Origin of the sequence: Halospeciosus flavus (assembly GCF_029814175.1) — an archaeon.
GTDB classification, from domain to species: Archaea; Halobacteriota; Halobacteria; order Halobacteriales; family Halobacteriaceae; genus Halospeciosus; species Halospeciosus flavus.
Genome location: NZ_CP122312.1, coordinates 1189543 through 1204322, shown reverse-complemented (window position 1 = coordinate 1204322; position 14780 = coordinate 1189543). Strand labels below are relative to the sequence as shown.

Below are 14780 nucleotides of genomic sequence, written 5' to 3'. Positions count from 1 at the left end.
GAGTCGAACGGACTGGCAACACCACACACCTCGGTCTGACGCACTACCCACAACGCAAGACCGTCTTGGGACCGAAAGTTACCTCCGTCGGCGTCGAACCGACCCCAAACGCCAGGAACTCCACGACAGCAGTCGTGTGCTGATATCCACCCACGACTGAAGTCGTGGGCTTTCTCCTTGAACTATAGTACCGATTAGAAATGGTTGCTCACTTTTGGGATAGAGAGTTGGTCAAGAGCGGTATCGATCGCGGTTGTAAGCTCGTCAAGTGAGTCAAAGAAGCAGTTGCTCAGAAATGCTTGGAGCTGTCTCCAGCACTCCTCGACAGGGTTTAGCTCCGGTGAGTACGATGGTAACGTCACGAAATCAAGGCCGTCACGGTCCGCGAGGTCCGTGACGGCCGACTGGAAATACGACGCTCCATCGAGGACGATGAGCAAGTCTTTCTCAAATTCTTCGTATAACGCTAAAATGAAATGTTTCGCGTGTTCGGCCGTGACGTACTCGGTAAATTGGGAGAAGAAGCGATCACCGTTTAGTATCTAGCGTAACTTCTGGAGGTATCCGCCGAGATACTCGTCGATCCACGAGGCTGCGAAACTCAGCTGAGTCGTAAGTTGCTCAAAGAGCTCAGTGAGGAGAGCGCGGTATTCTGCCGCGCTCTCCACAATCAACGGTGATGCTTTCCACTTGAGGCTCTTCCAGACCTGCTCGATTGGGTTGAGATCCGGAGAGCCAACCGGGAGAAACACGAAATCGATGCCGAGTTGGTGGGCTCGCTTACGCGTGTACTCGCACACGTGTGAGGAGAAGTTGTCCAAGACGAGCAGAATCCGCTGCCCCGGATTCTGCTCGCGGATCCCTTCGAGGCACTCGCAAATCCGTTCTTTCTCTTGATTGGTCGGAAACTGAACGATACTCTCACCAGAGACTGCATAGAACCCGACCGCTGGTTCGTCTAACTTCACCAGCGGTCGGGTGATGTGCGGATCATCCACGGTGTAGAGTCGCTGTGAGTTGTCCCACGGTTGTGGATGGGATGCGTCGAGAAATCCAAGGACGGTTCCACCGTCCGTCCGGATTTCCTCGTCAACGACCCATCCTTCCTCGTCGTCACCGTCGCGTTTGTTGTGCGGTGTGTCGTCAGGCTCCTCGTCGAACGCGTCAGCGACGCGTTCGTCGAGAATCTCTTCGGCGTTCTCCGGGCGTGATGGGCGCTTAGTCCGTGGGATTGCGTAGGAAAGGCCGAGATTTTCGAGAAAGGTACTGAGATAGACCGGGTGAAACTCTACGTCGAATTCTTCGTTAATGAGGTGCTGTATTTCCTGTTTCTTCCACGGTTGGCCGTCACGAAGTAGTTCCAAGAGGTGCTCGCGTTGGTCGTCGCCGAGCTTCGGGGGCCTGCCGCCCCCGAAGTTCGGCATCAGGAGACCGAGACCACCTTCGTTCCACCGGCGGGCCCAGCGTGTTCCTGTCCCGGAGGACCTGCCGACATCGTCGGCAGCGTCCTCCAGCGTCGCTCCCTTGTAGAGACGTTTGATGAAGATCAGCCGCTCAGTGAGTTTCTCGTCAGTAGACTCCGCAAGGAGCCGGTCGAGATCGTCCTCACTGAGGTGACGGACGATCTCTTTGCGGCGATCCCCAGGCATACTCTCATATCAGACGCCACCTCCATAACTTCCCCTAACCACTATTTTCGGTGATCGCACCGAGCAAACACGTCCACTCGCGTTGTCCAGAGAGTTCAACGGAGGGCCGCGTGCCGCGCGGAAACCACGCGGCACGCGGCTCAACTTGCACGGATTTCTTGGTTTGATCGATACAGACTACGGTGGCGTCCATTTCCCGCCGCTTTTTTGAGCTCTTCGTGGAACTCCTCTTGCTCGTCTTCGTCGGCTTCGGCGGCTGTCCGGCGTGGTTTTTGATAGCTCAATCCCGCTTCTTTCAACAGCCGCCGGCAGCTGGGGATTGAGTACTCAACGTCGAAGGTGTCCGCGAGAAATTCTTGGGCGAGCGCCGGCGTCCACGCCGGCGCGTCGATCCCAACCTCCTCGGGAGGATCGTGGACTGCGTCTTCGAACTTTTGTTGCTGTGATTCTGAGAGTTTCCGCTTTCTCCCAGTTCGTTTATCATCAGTAACGGCGTGCTCAAGCGACTCGTCGGTGTCGAGTCGCTTGAGCCAGTAGATCGTTCGACGACCGGTATCGTGCCATTCAGCTAGCTCGGTCTGCGTGACACCGTTTTTGTACGCAATCGCCGCTAACAGCCGTTTTGTCGGCTTCTTCCCGTCCACGTTGTCAAGAGCCTCTTGGAGTTCTTCGACAGAGATCTCGTCAAGGTGGTCCATTACGTACTATCACAGTATCCGTGCGGAAAGTTCTAACGACTACTATAGTGTGAATGTCAATTCTTGACGAAATTTGCGAGGAACCAGTCTCCGAAGAGCAGGACGAGGAGCGCGCCGACGAGATCAAAGACGAGATCGAGGAGTGTGTCTCGTGGACCATAGACGACGAGAATCGGTTCGAAACCGAGTCGCCTGGCGACAACGTGAATGAGGAACTCGAGAACCTCCCAACCGAGACTAACGACCATCACGGCGGCGAGCACGCGAGGGGTCGGAGCCTGATTCCGACGGCGAGCAATCACATGAACGAGACCGCCGAGCAGCGTCGCCGAATGCGTATGCGTGAGGTGATCCCACCACCAGACTTCGTCGTAGGGCCCACACATCCCGACGGCGTGTGTGAGCATCGCGATTTCCACGTAGATTCGCTGCCACGGCCGGAATTGGATACCGACCATCCGCTCGACGACCCCTGGGAGAAATGACGCTCCGTAGGAGAGAACGGCGTTCACGATGATTGCCGGATTCCGTCGACGAATACCGTGGACAAACGCTCCAAGAATACCGAGCCGGATTCCGCGCTCGACGTTTCGCACTTTGTTCGATTGTGTCTGTGGCACAGGTTATTCGACATGAGGACCAGACAGACGAAGAGTATGGTGGTCTTCTAGCGCATGGTCCCATCTCGCGTCTCATAGAAGTTCAAGGCGGAAACCCACGATGTTAGTCGTGGGAGGAAGCCGACCGGTCAGGACACAAGCCACGAATACCGACAGGCCGACTCCCCAACGTGAATCACTGCTATTAAATAATAACGAGTCTACATTTGAACTACATGCTGAATCGGAACTGCGAGGTGAAACTCGACGTACTCAATGATGGGGACGCACTCCTCGATGAGACGTTCGAGCAGTTCCGAGAGGCAGCACAATACGTGGCTGACTACGGTTGGAGCGACAATCCAGCGAACATCATCGACAGCAAGTCAGAACTCCACGACGCCACGTACGAGGAGGTCCGCGAGCAAACCGACCTCGTCGCCAATCACGTCCAAGCCGCCCGATCACTTGCAGCAGAGGCTCTCGATTCCTGCACGGAACTCTACTTCGAGGAAGACCAAGCGATTAGCAAGCCCACGTTCCGCGGCACCGTGGTCGTCTACGATAGCCGAACCATCACGTTCAACGACGACCACTGCACTCTCTCCACCACTGACGGTCGCGTCACTGCCGAATACGTCTTCCCCGAAGACGCGAGTGACACGCCCTTCGAGACGTACTGGGAAGACCCTGCGTGGGAGAAATCGAGTGCGACACTGCACAAGCGCGAGGGAACGTACTACCTGCACGTGAACTTCCAGAAAGAGCCAGAGACGGACACGTCGACAGTCGAGAACGGAACGGTTCTCGGCGTCGACTTCAACGTCGACGGCTATCTGGCAGTCACCAGCACGGGCGCGTTCCTCGGCAACGCGGATTTCCTCACCCACAAGCGGGACGTGTACGAGCGCAAGCGCGGCAATCTACAGCAGACAGGGACACGGTCCGCACACCTCACGATCCAGTCGATGGGTGATCGCTTCGGGAATTGGAGTGAGGACTACTTGCATCGGGTCGCACTCGCGATCGTTCTCGAAGCCCGACGGCACGACTGTGATGCGATTGCGGTCGAGAACTTGAAGCAGATCCGTGAGCGTATCTCGAACGCCTCGAAGTTTCAGCAGTGGGCGTTCAAGAAACTGCAGGAGTTTGTCGCGTACAAGGCCGAGGACTACGGAATTCTCGTCGATGACGTGAAGCCCCAATATACGAGTCAGCGGTGCAGTCACTCGGAATGCGGGTTCACGCATGAGGACAACCGTGATGGTGACGAGTTCGAGTGTCTGAAGTGTGGGAAAGAACTGCACAGCGACTATAATGCCGCCCGGAACGTTGGGTGGCGTCTTGTCCAGCACTGGCTCAAGTCTGGTGCTGGACGCGCAAACTGTCAGGTTGCGCTGAAGTCAGGGACCGTGAACGGGAACGGTGAGTTTTCACCGACCACGAAGAGTGGGTCGACCGGGAGTCCACTGACAAGCCCACGACTTTAGTCGTGGGTTCCTGACGTGTGCCTGTACCAATGGATGCGAGTACTCGACTTGCTGATGAAGTCGAAGCAACTGCTCTGGCGCTATGAGTCGTCGAATCGATGCTTCACGACTGATCCGATCGTCGTCGAATCAGTGTGACTCCTCGTCGAAATGAGATCCGTCGTCTAAAGGTTAAACGGACATCGTGCTGCGGTCGCCGTCCAATCGTGCGTCGGGCGCGTGGTTGGCAGATCGCTCACCCACCGTCTCTCGACAGCACCAAATCTCACAATTGACCGAACTCCCCGCAAGAGAGCGATGTCTGTGGATATGTGGTTCAGTGTGACGGCTTGAGCGGGGGCTAGGGAATTACGGACCAGATTCCTGATAATTAGTAAAGTGGCTAAATCGCCAGCGATCTCCGGTCTGAGCCGTTCTCTCCGAGCGACCGGACACAACTCGGGGCGGAGACGAGAACCGGCGTCGCTCTCCACATACGGCCGCAGTCTTGTGGTTTCATACTTGTCGGCGTCGAGAACCCGTTCGACTGGCCGAGACTCTACATCAGTATCCATCCAGGAATACGCCAGAAGGGGCACACGACCGCTCTCCTGACGACACTCGGATCGCCGCGTGTACGCGCCAACCCATTCCGACGTCCTTCACACTCGGGCACGGATTTCTCATAGACTGCCTCTTGCGGGGATTGAGGCCGATTGTGAAGATTCCTATAGGTCATCAGCCATGTTACTCCACTATCGTAGCAACTATCTAATCATTCCCTACGTATGTAGGGTCAGAAAGAGTCACCCTAACAAGTGTATGCAGCAAGGACTGGTACGTAGTCCCCATTCGTTTAGTTGTAATGAAGCTAAAGCTTGCAACCATTCTGATGGTCGTTGTTGTTGCCTCCGCAACAATCGGGGCCAGTGCGTACACGTCTGCTACACTTAGCCGTACTGCCTCTGTTGACGTTGTCAATGACGACGCCGGTCTAATCGGCCTCGCAGATGGGTCCTCTGGTGACCTTGTCTACAACAACAGCGGTCAGCTTGCGATTGACTTTGCACGCGGTTCCGCAACTGGCGCTAACGCGAACGCGACGTTCGAAATCGGTAACACTGCCGACCCCGTTAACGGCTCTGCGTTCACGATTACGAATCAGGACATAACGTCACACAGCTTTACTGTCTCGTACACGGGCGCTGGTGGGACTGCTGTCACTGCGACCAACATCGAGTTCCAGATCTACGACGGTACTGGCGCGTCGGTCGGCACTGTGAGTGAGGAGAACACCTCGACCACGCTCTCCGGTATCGGCTCGGGTACCACCCTCTACGTCGTCATCGTTGTCGACACGACTGGTCTCTCGAGTGCAGACGACCTATCCGGGTCGCTGGAAATCTCGGCCTAACACCGCCTCCGCTTTTTCGATGCTTAGAAGAGTTGGATTCCTCGGCGTTCTCCTGATCGTGGTGCTGACTACGGCATCCGCCGGAGCGCCTGTCCAACTCTCATACGTATACTCCGACAGTATGGAACCGACGATCGGCGTGAACGATGGCTACATTCTCGTCCCCGCGGGGGAGGTCCAAAATGGTGACATCGTCACGTTCTGGAGCGACGAACGCGACGCCTACGTCACCCACCGAATTGTCGGGCAGACTGCTGACGGCTATCTCACAAAGGGCGACAACAACCCACAAATCGACCAGGAAACAGGGTATCCACCGGTCACTCGTGGCGAGATTCGTGGTGAGGTCCTCACTGTCGGCGGCGAGCCGCTCCTCATCCCGCAGCTGGGGTTCGTTCTCGCAACGGCGCGTGCGAATCTATCGGCCGTGCTCGCGCTTGCAGGCGGTGTACTCGCATTGCTCTGGGCTCGTGAGGGTCAGACACGACCCACTCGTGACCTGACGCGTGTCCGCGACGTTGCCGGACCAGTCTTTCTGGTCGGGTTTCTCGCAGTCGGTGGCCTCCTCGTCTACGGTGGATCGAGTCACGATATCCCGCTGGTCGCCGTCGAATCCGCGGCCGGTGCAAGCGGTCCGCGAACGGTGCTCGTCGGAACAGCTGAAGCGGTCGAGACGCAAATCGAGTTGCCACAGATGCCGTTGACGACGCGCGTCGTCGGCAGTCACGGTATCGATGTGACGACGATGACTCGCAGTGCGACGAATCTCTCTATCGAGGGGACGATTCATCCGGCCCGTACGATCGGTCCGGTTCCCGCACAGATCACCGTCAACCGCTACCCTGCAGTCTTGCCTCATTCCGTGTTGGTGTGGCTGCACAACTGGCACCCGATTGCCGCGGCGAGCGCGACTTCGGGGCTCATCTTTGGGCCACTCTGGGTGCTGTACTGGGTTGCCATCGACGGTCGTGAGCCGATTCGTCGCTCCCGGTCGCGTCTCTGGACGATCCTGACGGAGGGGTTCGAATGACTCGCTCACGCCGCCGCACCGGCTCGAACACGCTCCTCACGCTCGCCATCGTGGCTACCGTGATGCTCGTCGTCGGCGGGAGTCTCGGGACGGCAGCGTTCACGACCGGCAGTGTCGGTCGGACCAGCGATATCGGCGTCGCCAACGACGTATCTGGCGTCTACGGTATCGATACGGCACCGGCCGTCCACACGAACACGACCGAGCCACTGGTCAATCTGACGAACCGCTTCGGCCAGGATGTGACCGTCACGGTCACCCTCCGATCGGACTCGACCGATACCGGTGAACTGGTCGTCGACGGGACATCCACGGGCGACCAGGCCACGTTCACCCTCGGACAGGGTGAGACACGCCAGGTCGATCTCGCCGTGCACAACGACAGTGCGCTCGGCGGGCGAACCGTGTATTTCCACATCGAGGCGTCGGCCCCTGGCCTCTACGTCTCCGCACAGGACCGTACCGTCCCCATCGAATCGTGACGACAACCACCTCCACCCACCACCAATGACCTCCACACTCCGCCTCCGATATCTGCTCGCCAAGCGTGGTCCAGCGCTCGTGGCTACGTTCCTCGCCGTCGGTATCCTCCTCTTGGCTGGCGCTGGCGCAGTGTACGCGAACCCGCCCACGACCGAGATTACCGACCATACCGACAGGCAGACGGTTTCGACAGAGATCAGCGCAGCTGCGATGGTTACCGGAAACACCTCACTGTACGAGAGGGGGACGACCCTTCACGACCAGCCAGTGTATCTGCTGACCGCAGCACCTCATGCGAATATTACGGTGGCGACGACACTCCCCACTGACGTTTCCGGAACTGCCGAACACGACGCGGAACTCGTCTACACGGCACGTCGGGGAGGAGAGACATTCTGGCAACACACCGAACCCCTGACTGTCACGACGACATCGAGCGCGACGGGCACCGTGTCGACAATGACGCTCTCGATGCCGGACATCCAGGAGCAACTGGCGGCGTACCAATCGGAGTTCGGGCGGGCAGCGACGACTGATGTTGCCCTCCGGGTTTCCAGTCAGTACACTGTCGGTCAATACGACGGAGGGTCGACCAACGCGTATTCGCTCACGTTCAGTGACCGCTGGTACGGTATCGAGACAGATACGGTCTCGAAGACCCACAGCACGCCCGTCACACATACTCGGACACTGCCACTCGACTCCCACCTGCCGTTCCAGTTGCCACTCGTCGGTGGCATCGTCTTCGTCGTCGTGGGAATCGTGACCGGCGTCACGACGCGGCGTCTCGACGCTGTCCCCGAAGACGAATTGGCCGATGAACTCCACCATACACGCTACGGCGAGTGGATTTCGACGGGACGGCTCCCGGCCCCGACGACAGCGTCGACAGTCCGAATGGAGTCACTGGAAGCGTTGGTCGACGTCGCGATCGACTCCGGGAAGCGCGTCGTCTACGACCCTTCGGTGGGCCGATACGCGGTCCTCGACGGCGATGTCCAGTACCAGTACGAACCGGAAACCGGTCACGAGTCGAACGGCGAATAGTCGTCGTAGTGTGACTGAACTAACTGGTCGCCAATTGTGGCAATCTGTATACGCTCAACGCACTCTGCAGTAGCAGTATGTGGCCCCGTACCTCACTTGCCACGAAAACCCATCCGTTTGCTAGTCAATATCTGTAGTTGATACTTCTGTATTTGCTGTTTTTTCGGTCACCGCCACTAAGTACTCGGAGTTCACAACAGTAGCTAATGGAATCTGACAAGTCGCACCGGATTCTCCTCGTCGACGACGACTCGTCGTTTCTCCAGCCACTCGCAAACCGGCTGGAACCCCTCCGAGTGAGCTTCGACGTCCACACCGAGACGGATCCGACGGCAGCGCTCGATCGCCTCGAAGACGGCGACGATATCGACTGTGTCGTCGGTGGCAATCAACTCTCGAACCCACCGCTTCCCGAATTTCTCCACGCTGTTCGAAATCGTGAGTCACGACTCCCGTTTATCGGCCTCGTGAATGGGGCCGAGACGGATCCGAGCGAACTCATCGAGGCTGGCGCGACGAATGCGTTTCAGAAATCGACGGTACAGGAGCACCCCGAACGGTTGGCGACGGCAGTACACGACGACGCTGAAACGTATAACGACCGCCAGCAACTTCGCGAGGGGTTCGAGTTCCTCGATACCGTTCTCGGGTCGCTCGACGACGTCGTCTACGTCACCGATACGGATGGACAACCCATCTACTGGAACGATGCGGCCCACCGTATCACCGGGTACAGCAGCGACGAGGCACGCCAACTCGACATGCTCGACTTCTTCCCCGAAGACGAGCACGATGTCGTACTAGAGGCCCTCGACACAGTGCTCGAAACGGGGACAGTCACCTTCGAAGTGGATTTCCTCACGAAGCAAGGCAGACGAGTACGCTACGAGTTCAGCGGAACTACGCTTCACGACCAAGATGGAGAGGTTATCGGGATCTGTGGGACGGGCCGGAACGTCGCGCAGCGATACTCCTACGAACAGACACTCCACGCACTCCTCGAGACGACACAGGATCTCTTCGACGCGACGACACGCGAGGAGATTGCGGATGTCGCTGTCCGCGCGACCGAGTATATCGTCGACAACCCGCTCAGTGCGGTCTACCTCTACGAGGACGAGCAACTCGTCCCGGTCAGCACGACTGACGAGGCACGGGAAGTCGTCGGTGAGTTACCCGTGTACGGCGTCAAAGAAGACACGCCAGCGGTTCGGGCCTTCTATACGGAGACCGCTGAATTTGTCGAGCACGCCGCCGATATCGACGATACGCACACCCGTACATCTGGATGGGGTGTGCTGTATCTGCCACTCGGCGAGTATGGGGTGTTGGCGCTGGGTTTCCCACGTGACGACCCGATTACCGCGATGGACCGGCAACTCGCCGAGATTCTCGTGGCGAACACTGCAGCCGCACTCGATCGCCACCGTGGCGAACGCACCATCAAGAAGCGCGAAGAGATGCTCGAAACGCTTCACGGGACGACACGGGAGCTCATCCAGACGACCGACCGCGACGAGATTGCCGAAATCATCGCGGCCGATGCCGACGACGTCCTCGATCTGACTGCCGCTGCTGTGTTCCTTTGGGACGACGCCAGCGGAGAGCTTCGACCGGTCGCCCAGACAGAGGAGGTCGAAGCCCTGTTCGGACCGCTCTCGACAGTGCACGAATTGGGTGGCTCCATCTGGAAGACCTTCGTCGACGGAGAAACGACGGTCATCAACGATGCCACCAGTGAGGGCGAGCAGACCTCGTTCACTGGGGCGACTGGGAGGGACGGGAAAATTGCGCGAAGTCAACTGTTCGTTCCGATCGGTGATTTCGGAATCTTCATTTCTGGATCGACACGTTCCGACGCCTTCAGCGAGACAGATATCGAGTTCGCCGAATTACTCACGTCGAACGCCGCGACGGCACTCGAACGCGCCAGACGCGAACAAACCCTCGAAGAGAAAGACCAGCAACTCGAAGCGCGAAACGAGGAGCTTCGCCGAGTCAATCGACTGAACTCGATCATCCGGACGATCAACCGGGGGCTGATACAGGCCAATTCGCGGTCCGAAGTCCAGCAACTCGTCTGTGAGACCCTCACCGACGTCGACCACTATCGATTCACCTGGATCGGTGAGGAGACCGCTGTCAGAGACGAATATACTCCGCTCGCATTTGCGGGTGAAGGGCAAGGAATTCTCGATCAGGCAAGTGGCGATCGAGAGACGACGCCCATTCCCGAACGGGTACAGGAACGAGGCGAGCCCATCGTCGTCAACGACATCCACCGGGATCGCCGCGTCGCCGCGTGGCGAAAGGCCGCCCTCAATCGTGGCTTTCGAAGCCTCGTCTGTTTGCCCCTCCGATGTGATGGCCACGAATACGGATTCCTCGAAATCTACGCCGACCAACCGCAGATTTTCACCGACGAGGAAGTCACGGTACTCTCGGAGCTCGCGACGCAGATTGCGAACGCAATCGACGCCGTCGAGCGCAACGAGGCACTCCTCAGTGGACGCGAGACCGAACTCGAGTTCGAGTTTCCGGACATCGACGACCCACTCTCCCGTCTTGCCCGTGATGCAGATGCGACAATCGACGTCGCTCTTCGGAAGCAGGTTGTTGGTTGAGTAGAGCTGGCGCTGTTGAAGCGTAGCGGGCAAGGGTGACGCGAACGCGTCACCCGATGCAATGTTCCCAGTTGAATTGCTGAACTCAGAGGCGAGCGCCGCGAACCTGCTGGAGCAGGTTCGCTGGCGTGATGGCCTCTACTGCCCGCGCTGCCGGTCTGAGTCAGTGATCAAACACGGCAGCTATCGACAGTATCAACGGTATCTCTGTAAGGATTGCGACCGCACGTTCAACCCCAAGACCGGCACGATCTTCGCGCACGCGAAGATCGGCCTTGACAAGCTCTTCTTCGCGTTCTACACGTTACTCCGGTTCAACACGAGTATTCGTCAACTAGACGCTGAACTCGACGTCTCCTACCGGTCGCTTCGGCGGCGCGTCGAGCAGTTCGCCAGAACGCTCGACGCGCCAGCTATCGATCTCGTTGGCCCAGTCGAAATCGATGAAGTGTACGTTACTGCAGGGCTGAAAGGCCGCGAGCGCGACCGAGAGTCGCGCTCGCGTGGCCTCTCGAAACGTGGTCGTGGAAGCTACGCCGAAGACAAGCCACCGGTGTTCACACTCGTTGATCGCGGCAGCGATCAGCGATACGTCGTGCCAGCGAAATCCGCTGACGAATCAACCGTGCGACTCCTCCTCGGCGACCGCGAGGAGGAGTCGCTCACCGTCTACACCGACGGATTTCGAGCATACGATCCACTCGAAGACGACGAGAATTTCCAGCGAGAAGCGGTGATTCACGGCGAGGGTGAATACGTCGATGAAGACACACACGTGAACACTTGCGAGAGCCACGCGTCGCTGGCGCGACGGTGGCTCTCGCCGCATCGAGGCGTCTCAAAAGACAAGCTAACGCCCTATCTCAGAGCATTCCAGCTCCGGCGACGAATCTTCCGCAAACCAGGTCGAGAGGCTCTCAAAGAAATCGTCCGAACCGTTCTCTAACACACCAACAACGTGCTTCCCATGAGCGATCGACGTTGATGGACTCGTGCCCCAAGGAACGGGTACGTGGATCGTGTATGCGACGATCCACAACTCCGATCTGTCCCGATTCACGACGGCCGTCGAGCAGTCGACGTCGATCACGAACGTCGACGTCCTCCGCGAAACTGAAGGAATGACGCTCGTTGGCCTGACTGTCTCCGATTTCACACTCGTCGACGCCCTCGCCACACAGGAGGCAACGGTTCAGGCGATCCGTGTCGGGCCTGATGGCGGCCGCGCGACGGTACTGTGCTCGCCGTCGATGGACATCCGTACATTCGTCGAGACGTGCCAGGAACGCCTGTCGGAGCTTCGACTCGTTCGCCGACAGCCGCTGGACGCCGAGACAACGTCTGGGAGTGGGCTGAAGTACGATCTCACCGACTTGCTGACCCAAAAGCAACTCGAGGCAATTCAGACGGCCTACTTCCAGGGGTACTTCGAGTGGCCACGTGATGCGTCAGGGACCGACGTGGCTGCAACACTGGATGTCTCGGCGCCGACCTTCCAGCAACATCTCCGTAAAGGGCTCAAGCGGATCTTCGAGGATATCTTCGACGCCCGTATCCAAGAGCCCTGAGTTCGGCTGCAGGCCAGTTTGGGCCCTTTGAGACTACTGTCCGGGATATACCAAAGAGTCTGCCGGGAAGATAAGCCAGAATCTGCTACGGAACACTCCCCCCAGAGCAAGACAGATTCCGTTTGGCTTCCCCTGGCAGACAATTGTATACACAAGTCCAACAGGTAATAGTGTACCGGCCACAGCGAAATATATCGGTATTCGATAGTGCTTTCTACACGATTTCGAGACAGAGTACCACGAGTCGGATGACCCATGGTACTTCACCGCTGTCAACCCCCTCAGTGACCGACTTGATGCTGCCGAAGATCGGCTCACGAACTCGACGCGGCGTGCACCTGCGGCCGTCGCGAACAAGACCGACAGGCCGGTCGGCGGACGGTCTCCCGTGTCGGCAGTGGGAGACAATCGAGTAGCACTGAAAGTGGGACACAGTCGAACGCCACGACCGAGACCCAGTCCGGACGGCCAAGGTGGCCACGGACATCGAAGTGCGGGCGACCGAGCTACTGGGCCAGTTGCGCCCCTTTGTCGATGGCCATTACACGAATCTCGCCCAGAAGACGGACTTCGACTTCCGCGATGAGGACGTCATATATCTAGACCTCAGCCAGCAGGAAGGCAGTGGTGGGGATTCTGGGTTGATGATGCAACTCCTCTTCTCGCTTGTCTACGAGCGGGCCAAGGAGACGCCAAAGAACGTCGTCTTCGTCGTTGACGAAGCACGGTACTTGCTCCGGGAAGCGAAGAGTCTCGAGTTCCTCGGCCAGCGGATTCGACACAGTCGGCACTTCGATACGTCGATTCGCTTTCTCACGCAGAACGTTCGGGACTTCTTCAGTCACGAAGAGGCCGAGTCGATCATCAACAACTCCGCGATGACCGTCTTGCACCGAACCGAAGAGATCGATGAGTGACAAGACACCTTCGGGTTGACTGACCAGCAGGTGCAGTTCGTCGAACGAGCACGAACTGGTGACGGTGGGTATTCCGAGGCACTCGTCGAGATCGAGGATGAGTGGTACCCGATTCAGGTCATCGGAAACGACGCCGAGATGGCGGTCGTCGAAGGCAAGTAGGCCGAGTCCAGCCTTCACTGGTCGGGGAGAATGCCGAGATACGGGCGGCCAATCGGTTCGGTTGGTCGGACCCAGTCGAGCGTGTGACCAGCGAACGGCTCCGTTTTGACGACGTCGAGGCCCACTTCCGAGTTAGTGTCGGCACCGAGTAGGTAGGCGACTGGTCGTGGTCCAAATTGCTCGAGACGATCCGCGAGCCACCCATCTCCATTCGGTGTCACGAGGATGACTGGTGCGTCCGTGAAGACCGCGGCGTCGGCGTCGAAATGATCGAGGAACTCTCGTGACGGTGAGTCAAGGTCGAACGCCGTCTGGAAGCGTTCGCTCGCAGTCTCGAGATCGGGAACGGCCAAGACGACCGATTCCACGCCGGTGATCGGAGAGGACGCGAGGTCGCCGGTCGGTTGGACGCGAAGTTCTCGAGGTGTTCGGTCACTAATCAGGAAGGGGAGTGTTGCGCCAGGGTCCGCTTCGTCGCCGAGGAAGGAAAGTTCCCACTCGACGAGTGTCCCGTCTGCCCGTTCGCGCTCGTAGTCGATCGGTCCCTCGACGGCGATGCCCCGATCCCGCAGTGTCTCGCTCGCTTCGTCGATGTCCTCGACGTCGATGGCCCATGCACACGGCCCGCCGTCGCCGTAGATGGGATCGTGCCACCACGGCGAGGGCGTCGACAAGTCGACTGTCGAGACGAGTTCGATGTAGCTCCCGTCACGAAAGCCGACAATCGACATGTGTGTTGCCCCGTTCGAGTGTGTCCCACCGTACTCTGCTGGGAGTTCCCCGTCGGAGAATGCCGTCGAAAGCGCGTCTAAATTTCGGCCGGCGACGGTGACGTGGTCGATCGTGAGGTCCATACGGTCCTCTTCCTGGGAATCCGGTAAAGTGTTCCGTGGGTGTAGTTGTTAGCGGGTGTGTTGCTGGTTGTGAGTAGGGTTCGGAAAATCTTCGGTCGTGGGAGCTACCCTTCCAGTCAGTTTTCGGGAGTATTCCGAAGCTTCTCTTTCGGAAAGCACCTTGCTCCAGTGGTCCGAAAATGGGTGATGACGAGATGAAAGGAGGAATCGGACTGTTGGACGGGTGTTCTGCCGCCAATAGTGTTTTCCGCCCACGGTGGGGTGGG

The 14780-nt window shown here is 58.4% G+C and carries 13 protein-coding genes and 2 pseudogenes; 11 read left to right on the top strand and 4 right to left on the bottom strand.

The genetic code is table 11. The annotated features are described in order from the left end of the window. Positions 1-194 precede the first annotated feature (194 nt). The 3 genes and pseudogenes from P0Y33_RS06290 to P0Y33_RS06280 all read right to left on the bottom strand — a co-directional run. Positions 195-536: pseudogene (locus tag P0Y33_RS06290) on the bottom strand (transposase); the annotation flags it as partial. 6 nt (positions 537-542) lie between these two features. Next, positions 543-1649: an IS630 family transposase gene (locus P0Y33_RS06285; protein WP_279529687.1), complete on the bottom strand. Its 1107-nt coding sequence runs from the start codon at positions 1647-1649 to the stop codon at positions 543-545. A gap of 43 nt (positions 1650-1692) precedes the next feature. After that, positions 1693-2347, bottom strand: a pseudogene (locus P0Y33_RS06280) (IS630 family transposase); the annotation flags it as partial. A gap of 53 nt (positions 2348-2400) precedes the next feature. Here P0Y33_RS06280 and P0Y33_RS18930 point away from each other — a divergent pair. The 11 genes from P0Y33_RS18930 to P0Y33_RS06225 all read left to right on the top strand — a co-directional run bounded on the left by P0Y33_RS18930 (position 2401) and on the right by P0Y33_RS06225 (position 13660). After that, the gene (locus P0Y33_RS18930) at positions 2401-2832 is read left to right on the top strand and encodes a hypothetical protein (protein WP_321170507.1); all 432 of its coding nucleotides are present in this window, start codon (positions 2401-2403) and stop codon (positions 2830-2832) included. A gap of 350 nt (positions 2833-3182) precedes the next feature. Next, positions 3183-4436, top strand: coding sequence for an RNA-guided endonuclease InsQ/TnpB family protein (locus P0Y33_RS06270; RefSeq protein WP_279529685.1), 1254 nt, complete (start codon positions 3183-3185; stop codon positions 4434-4436). 844 nt (positions 4437-5280) lie between these two features. Then, complete coding sequence (locus P0Y33_RS06265; protein ID WP_279529684.1) at positions 5281-5829, top strand: hypothetical protein; 549 nt, start codon at positions 5281-5283, stop codon at positions 5827-5829. Further along, entirely contained in the window at positions 5789-6859 is a 1071-nt protein-coding gene (locus P0Y33_RS06260; protein ID WP_279529683.1) for a signal peptidase I, read from the top strand. The genes P0Y33_RS06265 and P0Y33_RS06260 overlap by 41 nt, the downstream gene beginning before the upstream one ends. Beyond that, positions 6856-7341 (top strand): hypothetical protein, encoded by a 486-nt coding sequence (locus P0Y33_RS06255; RefSeq protein WP_279529682.1) that lies wholly within the window; start codon positions 6856-6858, stop codon positions 7339-7341. Before P0Y33_RS06260 ends, P0Y33_RS06255 begins: the two co-directional genes overlap by 4 nt. A gap of 25 nt (positions 7342-7366) precedes the next feature. After that, positions 7367-8389: a DUF5305 family protein gene (locus P0Y33_RS06250; RefSeq protein ID WP_279529681.1), complete on the top strand. Its 1023-nt coding sequence runs from the start codon at positions 7367-7369 to the stop codon at positions 8387-8389. A 206-nt stretch (positions 8390-8595) separates the two neighbouring features. Next, positions 8596-11013: a GAF domain-containing protein gene (locus tag P0Y33_RS06245; RefSeq protein ID WP_279529680.1), complete on the top strand. Its 2418-nt coding sequence runs from the start codon at positions 8596-8598 to the stop codon at positions 11011-11013. A 61-nt stretch (positions 11014-11074) separates the two neighbouring features. Continuing rightward, positions 11075-11959: an IS1595 family transposase gene (locus P0Y33_RS06240; RefSeq protein WP_279529679.1), complete on the top strand. Its 885-nt coding sequence runs from the start codon at positions 11075-11077 to the stop codon at positions 11957-11959. Between the two features lie 28 nt (positions 11960-11987). After that, positions 11988-12581, top strand: a complete 594-nt coding sequence (locus tag P0Y33_RS06235) for a helix-turn-helix domain-containing protein (protein ID WP_279530093.1) — start codon at positions 11988-11990, stop codon at positions 12579-12581. 473 nt (positions 12582-13054) lie between these two features. Continuing rightward, positions 13055-13498 carry a hypothetical protein gene (locus P0Y33_RS06230; protein ID WP_279529678.1) on the top strand — a complete coding sequence of 148 codons (444 nt, stop codon included), beginning with the start codon at positions 13055-13057 and terminating at the stop codon, positions 13496-13498. 15 nt (positions 13499-13513) lie between these two features. Then, on the top strand, positions 13514-13660 hold the full coding sequence (locus P0Y33_RS06225; protein WP_279529677.1) for a hypothetical protein: 147 nt from the start codon (positions 13514-13516) through the stop codon (positions 13658-13660). Positions 13661-13674: 14 nt separating this feature from the next. Here the strand turns inward: P0Y33_RS06225 and P0Y33_RS06220 are convergent, their stop codons facing one another. Further along, entirely contained in the window at positions 13675-14514 is an 840-nt protein-coding gene (locus P0Y33_RS06220) for a VOC family protein (protein ID WP_279529676.1), read from the bottom strand. Between the last annotated feature and the right edge of the window lie 266 nt (positions 14515-14780).